This window comes from Kitasatospora sp. NPDC008115, from assembly GCF_042957205.1.
Lineage (GTDB): Bacteria > Actinomycetota > Actinomycetes > Streptomycetales > Streptomycetaceae > Kitasatospora.
The window spans coordinates 23,625-38,465 of the sequence record NZ_JBIBHU010000012.1 but is presented as its reverse complement, the minus strand read 5'-3'; the positions used below and the strand labels follow the sequence as shown (position 1 = coordinate 38,465).

Genomic DNA, 14,841 nt, shown 5'->3' with positions numbered 1-14,841 from the left:
GTCGGCACCGGGCCGCAGCGTCCGGAGGCGAGCGGGCGAGTAGCTGCAACCGCAGGTCACCGCACATCCGTCCGAGTCGGTACGGTGTCGGTTCGGAAGTGCTCGGCGGAGAGGGGCGGCGGTGGCGAGGCGAGAGGGCGGCGGCGGTGGTGAGGGTGCGGCGCCGCGGCGGCGCCGCAGGCCGCTACGGGTGGTGCTGATCGGCCTGCTGGTGCTGGCCGTGGTCGCGGTGGCGCTGTTCTGGCTGCGCGACAACAAGCTGCTGACCCCCGAGGGCTGCTCGGTGAAGACACCGGCCGGCGAGGGCACGCTGGAGCTCCCGCAGGCGGCCAACGCGGCGACCATCGCCGCCGTCGCGCACGCCCGCGGCCTGCCGGACCGGGCGGTGACCATCTCGTTGGCCACCGCGATGCAGGAGTCCAAGATCCGCAACCTGACCGGCGGCGACCGGGACTCGGTGGGCCTGTTCCAGCAGCGGCCCTCGCAGGGCTGGGGCACCGTGCAGCAGATCATGGACCCGGTCTACGCGACCAACAAGTTCCTGGACGGCCTGGTCAAGGTGCCCGGCTACACCCGGCTGCCGCTGACCGACGCGGCCCAGCAGGTGCAGAAGAGCGGCTACCCGCAGGCCTACGCCAAGCACGAGACCAAGGCCACCCTGCTGGCCTCCGCGCTGACCGGCCGTGAGGCGGCCTCGCTGAACTGCGTGGTGCACGACTTCGCCGCTCCGGACGCCGACGGGGCGGACACCGCTTCGGCCCCCCAGGACCGGACCCAGGTGCTGAGCGACCGGGTGCGCCGGGAGTTCGGCCGGACCGTGACCCCGGCCGCCGGCCACACGTCCACGATCAAGGGCGCCGAGAACGCCGTCTCGCTGACCCCGGACCCGACCGCGTCCACCGACTCCGGCCCGGACGCCGAGCGGCAGAACGGCTGGGCGGTGGCCCACTGGGCGGTGACGCAGGCGCAGCGGCTGGGCATCGAGACCGTCGCGTACGACGGCCGGATCTGGCGGCAGGCGAAGTCCGAGGACGGCTGGAAGCCGCAGCCGACGGGGACGTCGACCAAGCTGGTGCTGGTCTCGCTGGCCTCCCCGGCGAAGGGCTGAGGGGCGACGGTCCCCGACCGTTGACGCACTGGTGTCCGGGTTGCCGCCGCCCGGGTGATTCGGGTCAACCGGGGTGGACGGCGGGCCGGCCGGGGCGGGCGGGGCGCAGAACCGTCACTCCCCTTGGCCCGTCCTGGGCGCAGCACCGCACTCCGGTTCCCCGCGCGGCGCCCTGAGCGGTCCGACCATCCGATGGTCGGACCGACGCTTTCCTTGCACGGCCCGAAACCTTCTGGCTTCTCAAGCGGTAACAATGTCGTCCGCCCGGCGGACGGGACGGACCCAGACCCTCCTGAGGAGCCCCATGTCTCACCCCCTCACGCGCCGGATCGCCCAGGCCGCGCTGCTCGTGGCGGCCGGCGCGACCCCGCTGGCCGCGGCCGGCTCCGCGTCCGCCGCCGACGCCCTGCTGCCGAAGGGCGACCTGGCCGCCCCGCTGGGCCAGCTCACCAACACCGACGCGGGGTCCACCCTGCAGCACACCACCCACCAGCTGGGCCAGGCCGCCGGGAACACCGGCGCCGCCACCGTCGCCGCGGGCGTGCCCGCCGCCGCCGACGCGACCGGCAGCATCGTCGCCCAGCAGCTCCCCGAGGCGAACGAGAAGGCCGGCTCGCTGACCGCGCCGCTCGACCAGACCGCCGCCACCACCGGCGAGCTCTCCCATGTCGCCCCGAAGGTCGCCCGGGCGCTGGCCGGCAAGCTCGGCGAGGCCGTCACCGGCAAGAGCGCCACCCCGCAGCGCAGCTCGCAGGCCGTCGGCTCGCAGGCCGGCCTGGAGTCGCTCGGCGGGCTGGCCAACGCCGTGCCCGGCGCCGGCGGGGTCGCCCAGGCCGTCCCCAGCACCAGCACCGTCACCGACGCGCTGCCGATCGGCGCGGTCACCCGGGCACTGCCCACCGGCCTGCCCGGCGCCGACGTGCTCGGCCTCGCCGAGCACGGGTCGGCCAACCGCCTCGGCGGCGCCGACCTCGGCCCGAACAGCCCGCTGAACGGCCTGTCCGGCCTGACCAGCGCGCTCGGCCCGCTCGGCGGCCTGCTCGGCGGCCTCAACGGCGGCTCCCTGAACGGCCTGCCGATCGGCTGAGCCCGCACCACGGCCGAGCCCGCCCGCACAGCGGCGAGGGGCCGGCGTCCCGGTCTCCCCGGACGCCGGCCCCTCGTGCGCTCCCGCTGCTGCGGCGGCTACCGCGGCTACCGCGCGGCGGCCGCCGCGTGCAGCCGCTCCGCGGCCGCCGCGACCCGCTCGTCGGTCGCGGTGAACGCGACCCGCACGAAGCGGTCGCCCGCCGGACCGTAGAAGTCGCCGGGCGCCACCAGGATGCCCAGCTCCGCGAGCCCGGCCACCGTCTCCCAGCACGGCCGGTCCTGGGTCGCCCACAGGTAGAGGCTGGCCTCGGAGTGCTCGATCCGGAAGCCGTACGCCTCCAGCGCCGCGCGCAGCACCGCGCGCCGGGCCGCGTAGCGCTCGCGCTGCTCGGCGACGTGCGCGTCGTCCGCGAGCGCGGCGGCGGTCGCCGCCTGCACCGGGGCCGGCACGATCATGCCGCCGTGCTTGCGCACCTCCAGCAGCTCCTTGACCACCACCGGGTCGCCCGCCACGAAGGACGCGCGGTAGCCGGCCAGGTTGGAGCGCTTGGACAGCGAGTGCACCGCGAGCAGGCCCTCGTGTCCGCCGTCGCCGCACACCCCGGGGTGCAGCACGGAGACCGGCTCGGCCTCCCAGCCCAGCTCCAGGTAGCACTCGTCGCTGACCAGCAGCGCCCGGTGCTCGCGCGCCCACGCCACCGCGCGGCGCAGCTCGTCCGCGCCGAGCACCCGGCCGGTCGGGTTGGACGGCGAGTTGACCCAGATCAGGCGCACCCGGGAGCCGTCCAGCTCGTCCACCGAGTCGTACTCGACCGGCTCGGCGCCGCACAGCCGCGCGCCCACCTCGTACGTCGGGTAGGCCAGCCGCGGGTAGGCGACCTGGTCGCCGGGGCCGAGGCCCAGCTGGGTCGGCAGCCAGGCGACCAGCTCCTTGGAGCCCACGGTCGGCAGGACGGCCTGCGGGCCGATCTCCGCGCCGAGCCTGCGGCGCAGCCAGCCGGCGATCGCCTCGCGCAGCTCCGGCGGTCCCCAGACGGTCGGGTAGCCGGGCGTGTCGGTCGCCGCGGCGAGCGCCTTCTGGATCACCTCGGGCACCGGGTCGACCGGGGTTCCGACGGAGAAGTCGCAGAGCCCGCCGGAGTGGGCCAGCGCGGTCGCCTTGTACGGCTCCAGCTTGTCCCAGGGGAACACCGGCAGGAGGTCCGAAACGCGGCGCGCCGCCCCCGGGTGGCCCGGGAACGGCGCGTGCGTGCTGTTCTTGGTACTCACAGCTCAGTTGCCACCAGTCGTCAGTGGTCGGCGTTCTGCGGCGGCAGAGCGGCGATGAACGGGTGGTCGCGCTCGATCAGGCCGAGCTTCGAGGCACCGCCGGGCGAGCCGAGGTCGTCGAAGAACTCGACGTTCGCCTTGTAGTAGTCCTTCCACTCCTCCGGCGTGTCGTCCTCGTAGAAGATCGCCTCGACCGGGCAGACCGGCTCGCAAGCGCCACAGTCGACACACTCATCCGGGTGGATGTAGAGCGATCGCTCGCCCTCGTAGATGCAGTCAACCGGGCACTCTTCGATGCACGCCTTGTCCTTGACGTCGACACAAGGCTGCGCGATGACGTAGGTCACGCTGTCGTTCCTCCTCGGAAGGGCTCGGCGGCCCATTCTGTTTTCTCGCGTGCGCGGGTGAGCGCGGCGTCGTCGATGCCCGCCCCTAGTATCGCGGGTCGGAGACCGCAAATGCACAGGAGGTGCCCAGATGGCCGCCGAAGGGCCGGTTCAGGACCGTCCGGAGGTCCGGATAGATCGCTCCGACGTGGGCCGCAGGGTCAGCGTCCGGCGGCTTTCCGGGTTCGACGGCGACAACCGGCCGGTGTTCCGCGATGTGATCGGCGTGCTCGCATCCTGGGACGACGACGGGCTGACGGTGGTGCCGAGGGCCGGCGGGCCGGTCTCCTTCGACGAGCGGCTGCTGGTCGCGGGCAAGCCCGTGCCGCTCTTCCCGGCCCGGCGCGCCCCGCTGCCGCCGACCGGGCCGGCCGAGCTCCAGCGGATCGCCGCACGCGGCTGGCCCGCCGTCGAGCAGGAGCCGCTGGGCGACTGGACGCTGCGCGCCTCGGCCGGCTTCACCCGGCGGGCCAACTCCGTCCAGGCGCTCGGCGACCCCGGCCTGCCCCTCGACGAGGCGCTCACCACCGCGCGCGAGTGGTACGCGGCGCGCGGGCTGCCCGCCTGGGTGGAGGTCACCACCCCCGGCACGCCGCAGGCGCTGCGCGCCGAGCTGGACCGGCTGGGCGCCGCGCACGCGCCGACCCTCGTCCGGGTGGCCGAACTCGCGCCGCTGACCAGGCTCGGGGACCGGGCCGGCCGGGACCGGGTGCGGCTGGCGCGGACCGCCCCGGCCGACTGGATGTCGCTGTACCGGCGGGTGACCGGCGACCCGGCGGTGGAGGAGGCCGCCCGCGCGGTGCTCCACGGCGGGCCCTCGGTCTGGTTCGCGACCGTCCACGACACCGACGGCTGCGGGACCGAGGGCGACGGCACCCCGCCCGTACTCGCCATCGGACGCTGTGTCGTCGACGGCCCCTGGGCCTGCTTCGGCGCCGTCGAGGTGGCGCCGTGGGCCCGCCGCCGCGGCCTGGCCACGGCGGTGATGGCGGTGCTCGCCGCCCGGGCGGCCGAGGAGGGCGCGGCCGGCGGCTACCTCCAGGTCGAGGCGGACAACGCCGGGGCGATCGCGCTCTATGACGGATTGGGCTTCACGACCAGTCACACTTACCACTACGCGCTGCTGCCCCAGGGGTAGGGCGCCGCCCTGGAACCGTCCGCCCCGGAACCGCCCGTCCTACGAAAGCCGCCGCCACCGCCGTGACCGAGCAGAGCAGAGCACGCTTCCGGACCGAGGCCCGGGCCGAGCACCCCGATCCGGTGCTGCTGTGCCTGCTCGCGGCCGCCGAGCACACCCACGCCCCCGACCCGGACGACCCGGACGACCTCCAGGGCCCGCCCTCCGTCGACGCCCTGCTCGCCGCCTGCTCGGCGGCCCTGGAGCGGCACGCCGCCGCCGTCCGGCTCGCCGTCGCCGAGCGGGCCCCGGCCGGGCCGGAGGAGACGGCGGCGCTGCTGGCCGCCGTCCTCGGCGGGCGCGAGCGGTTCCACGGGCGGCAGTCCGACTACCGGCGGCTGGAGTCCTCGCTGCTGCCCGACGTGCTGCGGCGCCGGCGCGGGCTGCCGATCATGCTCGCGCTGGTCTGGTCCGCCGTCGCCCGGCGGGCCGGGCTCACCGTGCACGGCGTCGCCCTGCCCGGCCACTTCATCGTCGCGGTCGGCGGGCCCGCCGGTGGCGAGGACTTCGTCCTGGCGGACCCCTTCCACGGCGGCCGGCTGCTCGACCTCGACGGCGTGGAGCGGCTGGTGCGCGCCGGCGGGCACGAGTTCACGCCCGAGCTGCTCACTCCCGCGCAGCCGCTGGACACCGTGCTGCGGGTGCTCGGCAACATCCGGGCCTGGGCCGCCGACCGCCCCGAGCACGCCCGCACCCAGCTGTGGGCCACCGAACTCGCCCTGCTGCTCCCCCGCCACCCCGCCCAGCTCCGCCTCGAACGCGCCGAGCTGCTGGTGCGCACCGGCGACTTCCTCGGCGGCGCGCGGGAGATGGACGAGTACGCCGGGATCCTGGACGCCTTCGACCGGGACGCCGCCGCCAAGGTCCGCCAGGAGGCCCGGGCCGCCCGCCACCGGCTGAATTAGGGCGTGCCCCGCGGCGGACCGGTCCGCGCTTGAGTCTCCCCCGGGGGGAGACGCCAAGCTGGGGGCCATGCGGGACGACGAGCTCAACGGCACCCTGTACTCCATCGGCGAGCTGGCCCGGCGCACCGGGCTGACGGTCAAGGCCGTCCGGTTCTACGCCGACGCCGGACTCGTCCCGCCTACCACCCGTACGCCGGCCGGCTACCGCCGCTTCGACGTGCACGCCCTGGCCCGGCTCGACCTGGTCCGCACCCTGCGGGAGCTCGGACTGGACCTGGCCACCGTGCGGCGGGTGCTGGACCGTTCCGCCCCGCTGCGCGAGGTGGCCGCCGCGCACGCCGACGCGCTGGACGTGCAGATCCGCACGCTCCGGCTGCGCCGGACGGTGCTGCGGGCGATCGCCGAACGCGGCTCCACGACCGAGGAGATGAGACGCATGCACCAGCTCGCCAAGCTGTCCGACGCCGAACGCCGGCGCCTGATCCACGACTTCATCGACGCCACCTTCGGCGGCCTGGACGCCAATCCGGAGTTCGTCGCCATGATGCGCTCCGCCATGCCGGAGCTGCCGGACGAGCCGACCGCCGAGCAGATCGACGCCTGGGTCGAGTTGGGCGAGCTCGTGCAGGACGAGGACTTCCGCGCCGCGGTCCGCCGGATGGCCGCCCACCAGGCGGCCGAGCGGGCGGCCGGCGACGACACCGGACTGCACATCGCGCTCTCCGGAACCGTCCGCGCCACCGTGACCGCCGCCATCGCCGACGACGTCGCCCCCGGCTCCCCCGCCGCCCGCCCCGCCCTCGACTCCCTCACCGCCGCCTACGCCGCCACCTTCTCCCGGCCCGACGACGCCGCCCTGCGGGCCTGGATCCTCGACCGCGTGGAGACCGCCAACGACGCCCGAGCCGAGCGCTACTGGCACCTCCTCGCGATCATCAACGGCTGGCCGGTCCAGGAGAGCCTGCGCGATGTCTTCGCCTGGTTCACCACCGCACTGCGGGCCTCACTGGAGCAGGAAGTCGGACCGGCCGACTTCCCGCTCCACGGGACGGAAACCCGGTTGCACCCGGAAGGCATTCGGGATGGCATTCGGGATGACATGCGGGGAGGAACCGAGAGGGAGGCGGCCGGGGATGGGCGTGGAGTGGCGGGAGGTGCTCCCGGACAGTGAGCTGGGGGCGGTCCTGACGGTGGTGCGGCGGTGCCTGGCGGTGGACGGGGGGCTGCCGGTGACGGGGGAGCCGTCCTTCGTCCACCGGCGCTACGACGGGCCGGGGACCGTCCGGATCGGGGCGTACCAGGACGGGCGGCTGGTGGCCTGCGGGGCCGCCCGGCCCGCCGTCGGCCGGTGGTCGCTGGTGGGGGCGGTGGATCCGGACGTCCGGGGGCGCGGGCTCGGCGGGGAGCTGCTGGACCGGCTGATGGCGGCGGCGGAGACCGTCGTCCAGGTGGAGACGGAGGCGCTGACGCCCGCCGCCGAGGCGCTGTTCCACTCGCGCGGGCTGCGGCAGGTCTTCGCCGAGGACGTGTTCCGGCTGGGGGCCGAGGTGCCGCTGCCCGCGGTGGAGTGGCCTGCCGGGGTGCGGGTGGAGGCGTGGGGGACGGCCGACGAGGAGGCCTTCCACGAGGCCTATCGCCGGTCCTTCGCCGACCGGCCGGGGTTCCCGGACTGGACGCGCGCCCAATGGACGACGTGGCTGGTCGAGGACGACTTCCGGCCCGGGGCCTCGCTGCTCGCCCGGGACGCCGACGGCACGCCGGTGGGCTTCGTGGTGTGCGCCGAGGGGTTCCTGGTACAGGTCGGCGCCGTGCCCGGGTGGCGGCGGCGGGGGCTCGGGCGGGCGCTGGCGGTGGCGGCGCTGGAGCGGTTGCGGGCGGCCGGGGACGCGGAGGTGCTGCTGGACGTGAACGTGAACAACCCGGCGTCCGCGGCCCTGTTCCGGGGGCTGGGGTTCACCGGGGCGGGCCGGCGGGCCCGGTTCGAACGTCCGTAGGGGCCGTCCCCGCGTGGGCGCCGCCGGCCTCGGTGAAGGCGGCGCACGGGATCAGGGAGAGGAGCAGGACGACGAGCACCACCGCGACAGGCTTCGGCATGCCCGTCATGCTGCCCGCGCCCCGGAACGGCGGCGCCGCGCCGGGGCGGCCGGGGCGGAGAGTTCCTCCGCCCGGACCAGCCCCGGACCAGCCCCGGACCGGGCCCGGACCAACCTGTCGGAGGCGGGCACTACCGTGTCGCCCACACCGAGGCCGGACAGACCGACCCCGTGCGGGGTGCGCGCGGCCAAGGGGGAGCGGGATGGGCCTGCCCCGGCACCGCTCGCCCGCGGGCCCGGGCTCCCTGATCCGGCCCCGCTCCCCCTCCTCCGCGCGCCCCGGCTCAGATCCCGAGCGACTTCTTCACGAAGTCGACCTGGAGCAGCAGCAGGTTCTCCGCGACCTCCTCCTGCGGCGTCATGTGGGTGACGCCGGAGAGCGGCAGCACGGTGTGCGGGCGCCCGGCGGCGAGCAGCGCCGAGGAGAGCCGCAGGGTGTGCGCGGCCACCACGTTGTCGTCGGCGAGCCCGTGGATGATCATCAGCGGGCGCTCCAGGCCGGCCGCGTAGCCGGTCAGCGAGTTGCCGTCGTACACCTCGGGCACCTCGGCCGGGTGGCCCAGGTAGCGCTCGGTGTAGTGGGTGTCGTAGAGCCGCCAGTCGGTGACCGGCGCGCCCGCGACCGCCGCGTGGAAGACGTCCGGGCGGCGCAGCACGGCGAGCGCCGCGAGGTAGCCGCCGTACGACCAGCCGCGGATGGCGACCCGGCCGAGGTCGAGCGGGAACTCCCCGGCGAGCGCCGCCAGCGCGTCCACCTGGTCGTCCAGGGTGGCCCCGGCGAAGTCGTGGTGGATCGACTTCTCCCAGGCGGGCCCGCGCCCGGGGGTGCCCCGGCCGTCGGCGACGACGACCGCGAAGCCCTGGTCGGCGAACCACTGCGAGTTGAGGTGCGGGTTGTGGGCCTGGACGACGCGCTGGCCGTGCGGGCCGCCGTACGGGTCCATCAGGACGGGCAGCAGGCCGTCCCGCTCGCGGTCGTAGCCGGTGGGCAGGAAGACCGCGGCGGGGATGCGCCGCTCGCCGGCGAAGCGGAACACCGGGCGGGCGGTGATCACCGGGGTCTCGGCGTGCGAGGCGATGACGGCGATGTCGTCCACCACCACGCCCTCCGGCAGGTCCCGGGCGACCTGCACCAGGGTGCCGGGCAGGTCGGGCTCGGCGGTGGCCCGCACGGTGATGCCGGCCGCGTGCACGGCGGTGGTGACGGAGGTGAACGGGCGGCCGTTGGCGGACTCCCAGGAGAGCCGCTTGCCGTCGTGGCTGATCCGGCCGGCGGCGATCCAGCCGGGCTCCGGGTCCGTCTCGGCGGCGCCGCCGGAGGCGGTGAAGAAGACCTCGTCGGCGGTGACCGCGAGCACCGAGCGCAGGTGCAGGTCGGGCCCGGTGACGGTGTGGTCGCCGACCACCAGCGACCGCGCCCCGGACTCGTCGGAGATCCGCACCAGCCTGCCGTCCGGCGTCCAGGCCGGAACGCCCCGGAACAGCTCCAGCCAGACGTCGTCGCGCTCCTCGTGCAGCACCTCGGTGGCGCCGGTGGCGACGTCCAGGCCGAGGGTGCGCTGGACGCGCTGGTCGCGGGACTGGACGAGCAGCAGCGGCACGCCGCCCTTCGACCAGTGCACCCGGGCCAGGTAGGGGAAGGCCGCGCGGTCCCAGTCCACCTCGGTGCGGGTGCCGTCCAGGCCGAGCACCCAGAGGCCGACCTCGGCGTCGGCGGTGCCGGCGGCCGGGTAGGCGACCTCGGCGGGCTCACGGTCCGGGTTGGCCGGGTCGGCGATCCACCAGCGGTTGACCGGGGTGTCGTCGGCCCGCTCGACGAGCAGCCGGTCGCCCTCCGGGGACCACCAGTGGCCGCGGTCGCGGTCCATCTCCTCCTGGGCGATGAACTCGGCCTGGCCCCACGTCACGTTCGGCCCGTCGGGCCGGACGAGGGCGCGGTCGCCGGTGCCGTCGACGCGGGTGAGCCGCAGTTCGCCGGAGGTGGTGGCGTAGGCGACGTGGACGCCGTCCGGGGAGGGGCGCGGGTCGAGCAGCGGGCCCTCGGCGGGCAGCTCGGTGGCGGTGCCGGCGACCAGGTCGGCGACGAACAGCCGGCCGGAGAGGGCGAAGGCGGCGAGCCGGCCGGCACCGTCCAGGGCGTAGCCGACGATGCCGGCCGAGCCCTCGCGGCTGCGCTCGCGGCGGGCCTTCTCGGCCGGGGAGAGGTCCTCCTCGCCGCCGCCGAGCAGCACGGCCGGGTCGGCGGCGATCCGCTCCTCGCCGGTGGCGGTGTCGAGGGTCCAGAGCAGGTTGGCGCGGTCGCTGCCGGAGAGCGAGCGCAGGAAGACGACCCGGGAGCCGTCGGGTGCGACGGAGAACGACCGGGGGGCGCCGACGGTGTAGCGCAGGGTGCGCGCGTACTGCCGCGGGAAGGTGTCCGCTGAGGTGTGGGTGGTCATGGCACCAGACCCTACGACCCGGGGTCGGCCCTGGGTGATCACTCGTTCGGAGCATCGGCCGCAAGTACGCCCGGATGGGGTCCGCACCCCCTCCGACCGGCCCATGCGCCCCACGGGTGCCACCGTGCCCCGGGGTGTGCGGACTCACCCAGCGTCATGACATCCTCACTCTTCGGGTATGACTGGTGCACGTGTGATCGCCAGGCCCCGAGGAGTGTGAGCCACCATGGCCCTGTCCATCTCCGCCGCCATGCTGATGCTGGTCATCGTGGTGGTGCTGATCCGCCGCTCCGGCCTGAAGCTCGCGCACGCCATCGTCTGCGCGCTGCTCGGCTTCTACCTGGCGTCCAGTTCCATCGCCCCGTCGATCAGCCAGGTCACCAGCAACCTCGCCGGGATGATCAACGGCCTGCGGCTCTGACCCGCCGCACGCGGTCACCGGGCCGGCGTGCCGGTCGTTAGGCTTCCTCCCATGACCTCGACCACCGGCCGCCGCCTGCTCCTGGTGCACGCGCACCCCGACGACGAGTCGATCAACAACGGCGCCACGATGGCCCGGTACGCCGCCGAGGGCGCCCACGTCACCCTGGTGACCTGCACCCTCGGCGAGGGCGGCGAGGTGATCCCGCCGGAGCTGGCCCACCTGACGGCGGATCGGGACGACACCCTCGGCGCGTACCGGATCGGCGAGCTGACGGAGGCGATGGCGGCGCTCGGCGTCACCGACGTCCGCTTCCTCGGCGGCCCGGGCCGCTACCGCGACTCCGGGATGATGGGCGCGCCCGACAACGACGTGCCCGGCTGCTTCTGGCGGGCCGACGTGGACGAGGCCGCGGGCCGGCTGGTGGCGGTGGTCCGCGAGGTGCGCCCGCAGGTCCTGGTCACCTACGACGAGCAGGGCGGCTACGGCCACCCCGACCACATCCAGGCGCACCGGGTCGCGATGCGCGCCCACGAGCTGGCCGCCGACCCGGCCTACCGGCCCGAGCTGGGCCCGGCCTGGCGGATCGCCAAGGTGTACTGGAACCGGGTGCCCCGGTCGGTGCTCGGACGGGCCCTCGCCGAGACCGCCGCCAAGGCGCCGTTCCCGGGCGTCGCCGAGCCCGCGGACGTCCCCGGGGTGGTGGACGACGAGGTGGTCACCACCGCCCTGGACGGCAGCGCGTACGCCGGCCGCAAGGCCGCCGCGATGGCCGCGCACGCCACCCAGATCACCGTGGCCCCCGGCGGCGCGTTCTTCGCGCTCTCCAACCACCTGGGCCAGCCGCTGCTCGGCACCGAGTACTACCAGCTGGTGCGCGGCCAGGCCGGGCCGCGACTGCCGGAGGACGACCTGTTCGCCGGCCTCGACCCCACCACGGCGCCCGAAGGCGCCGCGACCTCCGAGGAGCGTGCCCGATGACCCCGCCCGCCTCCGCGCGGCCCGCGCGCCGCTCGATCCCGGCGGCCGTCCTCGGCACCCGCGACGAACGGCTGAAGGAGTCCCAGCCCCCGCGCGCCGCACGGATCGCGGTCTACGTCCTGCTCTTCCCGCTGGGCTTCGCGGTGTCGGTGTGCGGAGCGTTCGTGCAGGCCCTGTGGCCGCCGGTGGGGGTGCTGCTGGCGCTCGCCGCCACCGCCGCGACCTTCTACGGCGGCCTGCGGGTGACCGGCACCCGGATCGGCGCGGCCGTCCCGGCGGCCGGCTGGTTCCTGGCGCTGATGCTGGTGATGGTCCCCCGCCCGGAGGGCGACAACGTGCTCTGGACCAACGCCACCTCACTCGCCTGGCTGTTCGCCGGCTCGATCCTGGGCGTGATCTGCGCCACCCTGCCGACCCGGGCCGGCTGGTTCCCCGGAGTGGTGGGCCCACCGCGCTGACCCGGGCGGGTGGCCGCGTACGGTGGCCGGTACGACGGGCAGTCAGCACCGCCCGGTCGTACTCTCATACCGGAGGAACCGGACGTATCGGGATCTCTCCGAACCGGTTCACCGGTCGGTTCTTCCCAGTATGGTGGTGCCGCAGAACGCCGTACCCGACGCCGCCCGCCAGGCCCGGCGCCGACGAACCGCGGTCGCGCCGCACGGCCCGGCCCGCGAACCCGGAGCAGAGCAGCATTGAGCAGCCGCGAATCTGACAACGCCCACCCGACGCCTCGGCGCACGGGCCCGGACGCCTACCCGTCGGGCACCCCGCCCTACGGCACACCGGGCTTCCCGGGCGGCGACCGCACGGGCGGCGCCGGCGCCGCCCAGGGCTCGGCTCCGGAGGGCGCGGACGAGGGCCCGAAGACCGAGACCACCGTCACCACCCGGGTCCGGATCAACATCCCCGGCTCGCGCCCGATCCCGCCGGTGGTGGTCCGCAGCGCCGTCAAGAACGAGGACGGCGGCGGCGAGGACGCTCCGCCGCCCCCCGCCGAGCCGGCCGGCCCCCGGCACCGCTCCGCCGCGCCCGCCTCCCCGGTGCTCGGCGTGATGGACGGCGGCGGCCGCGGCACCGGCACCCCGCCGAACCTGCCGCCGGAGTGGCAGATCCCGCCGGCCACCTCCGAGGCCGAGTCGACCGGCGCGTGGTTCCGCCCCCGGCAGAAGAAGGCCCCGGCCGCCGAGGGCGCCCCGGTGCCCGCCGCCGCCCCGGCCGCGCCCGCCGGACCCGCCGCAGCGCCCGCCGCCCCGGCCCCCGCCGGCCGGCAGCGCGGCGCCGCCCGGGCCAAGGGCGCCCGCCCGCAGACCGAGCGCCCCGCCGCGGCCGCCCCCGGCACGGCCCGCGCCAACGGCCGCCCGGTGCCCGCCCAGGCCCAGGCCCCCGCCCCGCACCCGACCGGCGCGCCCGCCTCCCCGTTCGGCGCGGCACCCGAGCCGCCCGCCGACGAGGCCGGCGTCTACGCCGACTCCCCCGTCGAGGCGTTCGCCCCGCCGGCCCCGGCCGACCCGTTCGCGCCCGGCGACCCGTTCGCCGTCCAGCGGCCCCCGGCCCCCGGCGGGCCCGGCGCGCCGAGCCCCGAGGACACCTCGGTCGACGGCTTCGCCCCGATCCGCGACGACCTGCCGGCCGCGCCCATACCCGGCGCTCCCGCCGGCCCCGGCGCACCGGGCGGCGCCCCGCAGCCCGGCCTCTTCCCGGGCGCCCCGGCCGGTGCCGACCCGTTCGCCGCCCAGCGCCCGCCCGCCGCCGCGAACGGCGCCCCGGCCCCCGCAGGCCTCTTCCCCGGCGCCCCCGGCCGCCAGGGCGAGCCCGCCGCCGACCCGTTCCGGACCGCCGTCCCGCACCCCGAGAGCGCACCCGCCGCCCCCGCCCCCGCCCCCGTGACGGACGGCCCGTCCGGCCCGAAGCCGGCCCCCGCCGCCGCCAAGCCCGCGCCGACCCCCAAGCCCAGGCCCAGCGCCGCCAAGAAGCTGGTCAAGCTCGCCACCTACGCCGTCGTCGGGATCGGCTTCCTCGGCGCCGCCGCCTACGGCACCGGGCTGATGCTGAACCAGTCCGACGTCCCCAAGGGCACCGTGGTGCTCGGCACGGACATCGGCGGCAGCAGCCGCGACCAGGCCATCCACCAGCTCGACGAGAGCGTCGGCAAGGCCGGCCAGCAGCCGGTCAAGCTGAAGGTCGGCGAGCAGACCATGGACCTCGACCCGACCGCCGCCGGACTCGCCTTCGACACCACGGCCACCGTGGACAAGCTGGCCCAGCACTCCTACAACCCGGTGGACGTCCTCAAGTCGCTCAAGGGCGCGGAGAAGGCCGTGCCGCCGGAGGTCAAGGTCGACCGGGCCAAGCTGGAGTCCGCACTGAAGGCGCTGGCCGGCGGCAGCGGGCAGAGCCTCCAGGAGGGCTACGTCAAGTTCGCCGAGAACGGCGAGACCGTCATCGTCCCCGGCAAGGCCGGCCAGACCGTGGACTCCGCCACCGCCGTCGGCCTGGTCGACGCGGCCTACCGCGACCGCGCCGCGGGCAAGCCCGAGCAGCCCGTCGCGCTGGCGGTGACCGCCGCCCAGCCGAAGACCTCCGCGCAGGCCCTCCAGGGCGCGGCGGACACCCTCGGCAAGTCCGCGATGAACGGCCAGATCCACATCACGGCCGGCGCCAAGAAGTTCGACTTCGGGCCGAAGACCGCCGCCGTGGCGCTCACCCTCGTCCCGGACGCCGAGGGCAGGTTCGTGCCCAAGTGGGACCTCGACGCGCTCAACCGCCAGATGGCCGCCGTCGGCTTCGACAAGGCGAAGACGAAGAAGAACGGCCAGCTCGTCCCGATCACCCCGCAGGACGTCGCGGACCAGATCACCGCCCTGCTGGACAAGACCGGCGACAGGGAGCGCACCTTCAAGTTCCCGGTCTGACCGAACCGTTATCGAGGGGCGGGCCCCGATCCGGACCCGCCCCTCGACAACCCCGCTCC

Annotated in this window: 13 protein-coding genes; 10 read left to right on the top strand and 3 right to left on the bottom strand. The window is 75.8% G+C overall.

Features of this window, described 5'->3' with window-relative positions; translation table 11 throughout:
* Positions 1-121 precede the first annotated feature (121 nt).
* Both ACFZBX_RS16960 and ACFZBX_RS16955 read left to right on the top strand, forming a co-directional pair.
* Positions 122-1,108: a hypothetical protein gene (locus tag ACFZBX_RS16960; protein WP_391534526.1), complete on the top strand. Its 987-nt coding sequence runs from the start codon at positions 122-124 to the stop codon at positions 1,106-1,108.
* Positions 1,109-1,412: 304 nt separating this feature from the next.
* On the top strand, positions 1,413-2,195 hold the full coding sequence (locus ACFZBX_RS16955) for a hypothetical protein (protein ID WP_391534525.1): 783 nt from the start codon (positions 1,413-1,415) through the stop codon (positions 2,193-2,195).
* 107 nt (positions 2,196-2,302) lie between these two features.
* On the opposite strand, the gene dapC is transcribed toward ACFZBX_RS16955, so the two are convergent.
* Entirely contained in the window at positions 2,303-3,466 is a 1,164-nt protein-coding gene (gene dapC, locus ACFZBX_RS16950) for a succinyldiaminopimelate transaminase (protein ID WP_391534524.1), read from the bottom strand.
* Between the two features lie 20 nt (positions 3,467-3,486).
* Entirely contained in the window at positions 3,487-3,813 is a 327-nt protein-coding gene (fdxA, locus tag ACFZBX_RS16945) for a ferredoxin (protein ID WP_030061559.1), read from the bottom strand.
* Positions 3,814-3,943: 130 nt separating this feature from the next.
* On the opposite strand from fdxA, the gene ACFZBX_RS16940 reads away from it, so the two are divergent.
* The 4 genes from ACFZBX_RS16940 to ACFZBX_RS16925 all read left to right on the top strand — a co-directional run bounded on the left by ACFZBX_RS16940 (position 3,944) and on the right by ACFZBX_RS16925 (position 7,928).
* Positions 3,944-4,990: a GNAT family N-acetyltransferase gene (locus ACFZBX_RS16940; RefSeq protein WP_391534523.1), complete on the top strand. Its 1,047-nt coding sequence runs from the start codon at positions 3,944-3,946 to the stop codon at positions 4,988-4,990.
* Between the two features lie 62 nt (positions 4,991-5,052).
* Positions 5,053-5,934 (top strand): transglutaminase family protein, encoded by an 882-nt coding sequence (locus tag ACFZBX_RS16935; protein WP_391534522.1) that lies wholly within the window; start codon positions 5,053-5,055, stop codon positions 5,932-5,934.
* A gap of 67 nt (positions 5,935-6,001) precedes the next feature.
* The gene (locus ACFZBX_RS16930; protein ID WP_391534521.1) at positions 6,002-7,105 is read left to right on the top strand and encodes a MerR family transcriptional regulator; all 1,104 of its coding nucleotides are present in this window, start codon (positions 6,002-6,004) and stop codon (positions 7,103-7,105) included.
* Positions 7,089-7,928, top strand: coding sequence for a GNAT family N-acetyltransferase (locus tag ACFZBX_RS16925; protein WP_391534520.1), 840 nt, complete (start codon positions 7,089-7,091; stop codon positions 7,926-7,928). Before ACFZBX_RS16930 ends, ACFZBX_RS16925 begins: the two co-directional genes overlap by 17 nt.
* Before the next feature lie 383 nt (positions 7,929-8,311).
* Here the strand turns inward: ACFZBX_RS16925 and ACFZBX_RS16920 are convergent, their stop codons facing one another.
* Positions 8,312-10,465 (bottom strand): prolyl oligopeptidase family serine peptidase, encoded by a 2,154-nt coding sequence (locus tag ACFZBX_RS16920; RefSeq protein WP_391534519.1) that lies wholly within the window; start codon positions 10,463-10,465, stop codon positions 8,312-8,314.
* A gap of 226 nt (positions 10,466-10,691) precedes the next feature.
* Between ACFZBX_RS16920 and ACFZBX_RS16915 the strand changes: the two genes are divergently transcribed.
* From ACFZBX_RS16915 to ACFZBX_RS16900, 4 genes are all read left to right on the top strand, one after another.
* The gene (locus ACFZBX_RS16915; RefSeq protein ID WP_344344199.1) at positions 10,692-10,886 is read left to right on the top strand and encodes a DUF2304 family protein; all 195 of its coding nucleotides are present in this window, start codon (positions 10,692-10,694) and stop codon (positions 10,884-10,886) included.
* A 51-nt stretch (positions 10,887-10,937) separates the two neighbouring features.
* Entirely contained in the window at positions 10,938-11,867 is a 930-nt protein-coding gene (mshB, locus tag ACFZBX_RS16910; protein ID WP_391534518.1) for an N-acetyl-1-D-myo-inositol-2-amino-2-deoxy-alpha-D-glucopyranoside deacetylase, read from the top strand.
* Positions 11,864-12,325 carry a DUF6113 family protein gene (locus tag ACFZBX_RS16905; RefSeq protein WP_391534517.1) on the top strand — a complete coding sequence of 154 codons (462 nt, stop codon included), beginning with the start codon at positions 11,864-11,866 and terminating at the stop codon, positions 12,323-12,325. Before mshB ends, ACFZBX_RS16905 begins: the two co-directional genes overlap by 4 nt.
* 237 nt (positions 12,326-12,562) lie before the next feature.
* Positions 12,563-14,782 (top strand): hypothetical protein, encoded by a 2,220-nt coding sequence (locus ACFZBX_RS16900; RefSeq protein ID WP_391534516.1) that lies wholly within the window; start codon positions 12,563-12,565, stop codon positions 14,780-14,782.
* The last annotated feature ends 59 nt before the right edge of the window (positions 14,783-14,841 follow it).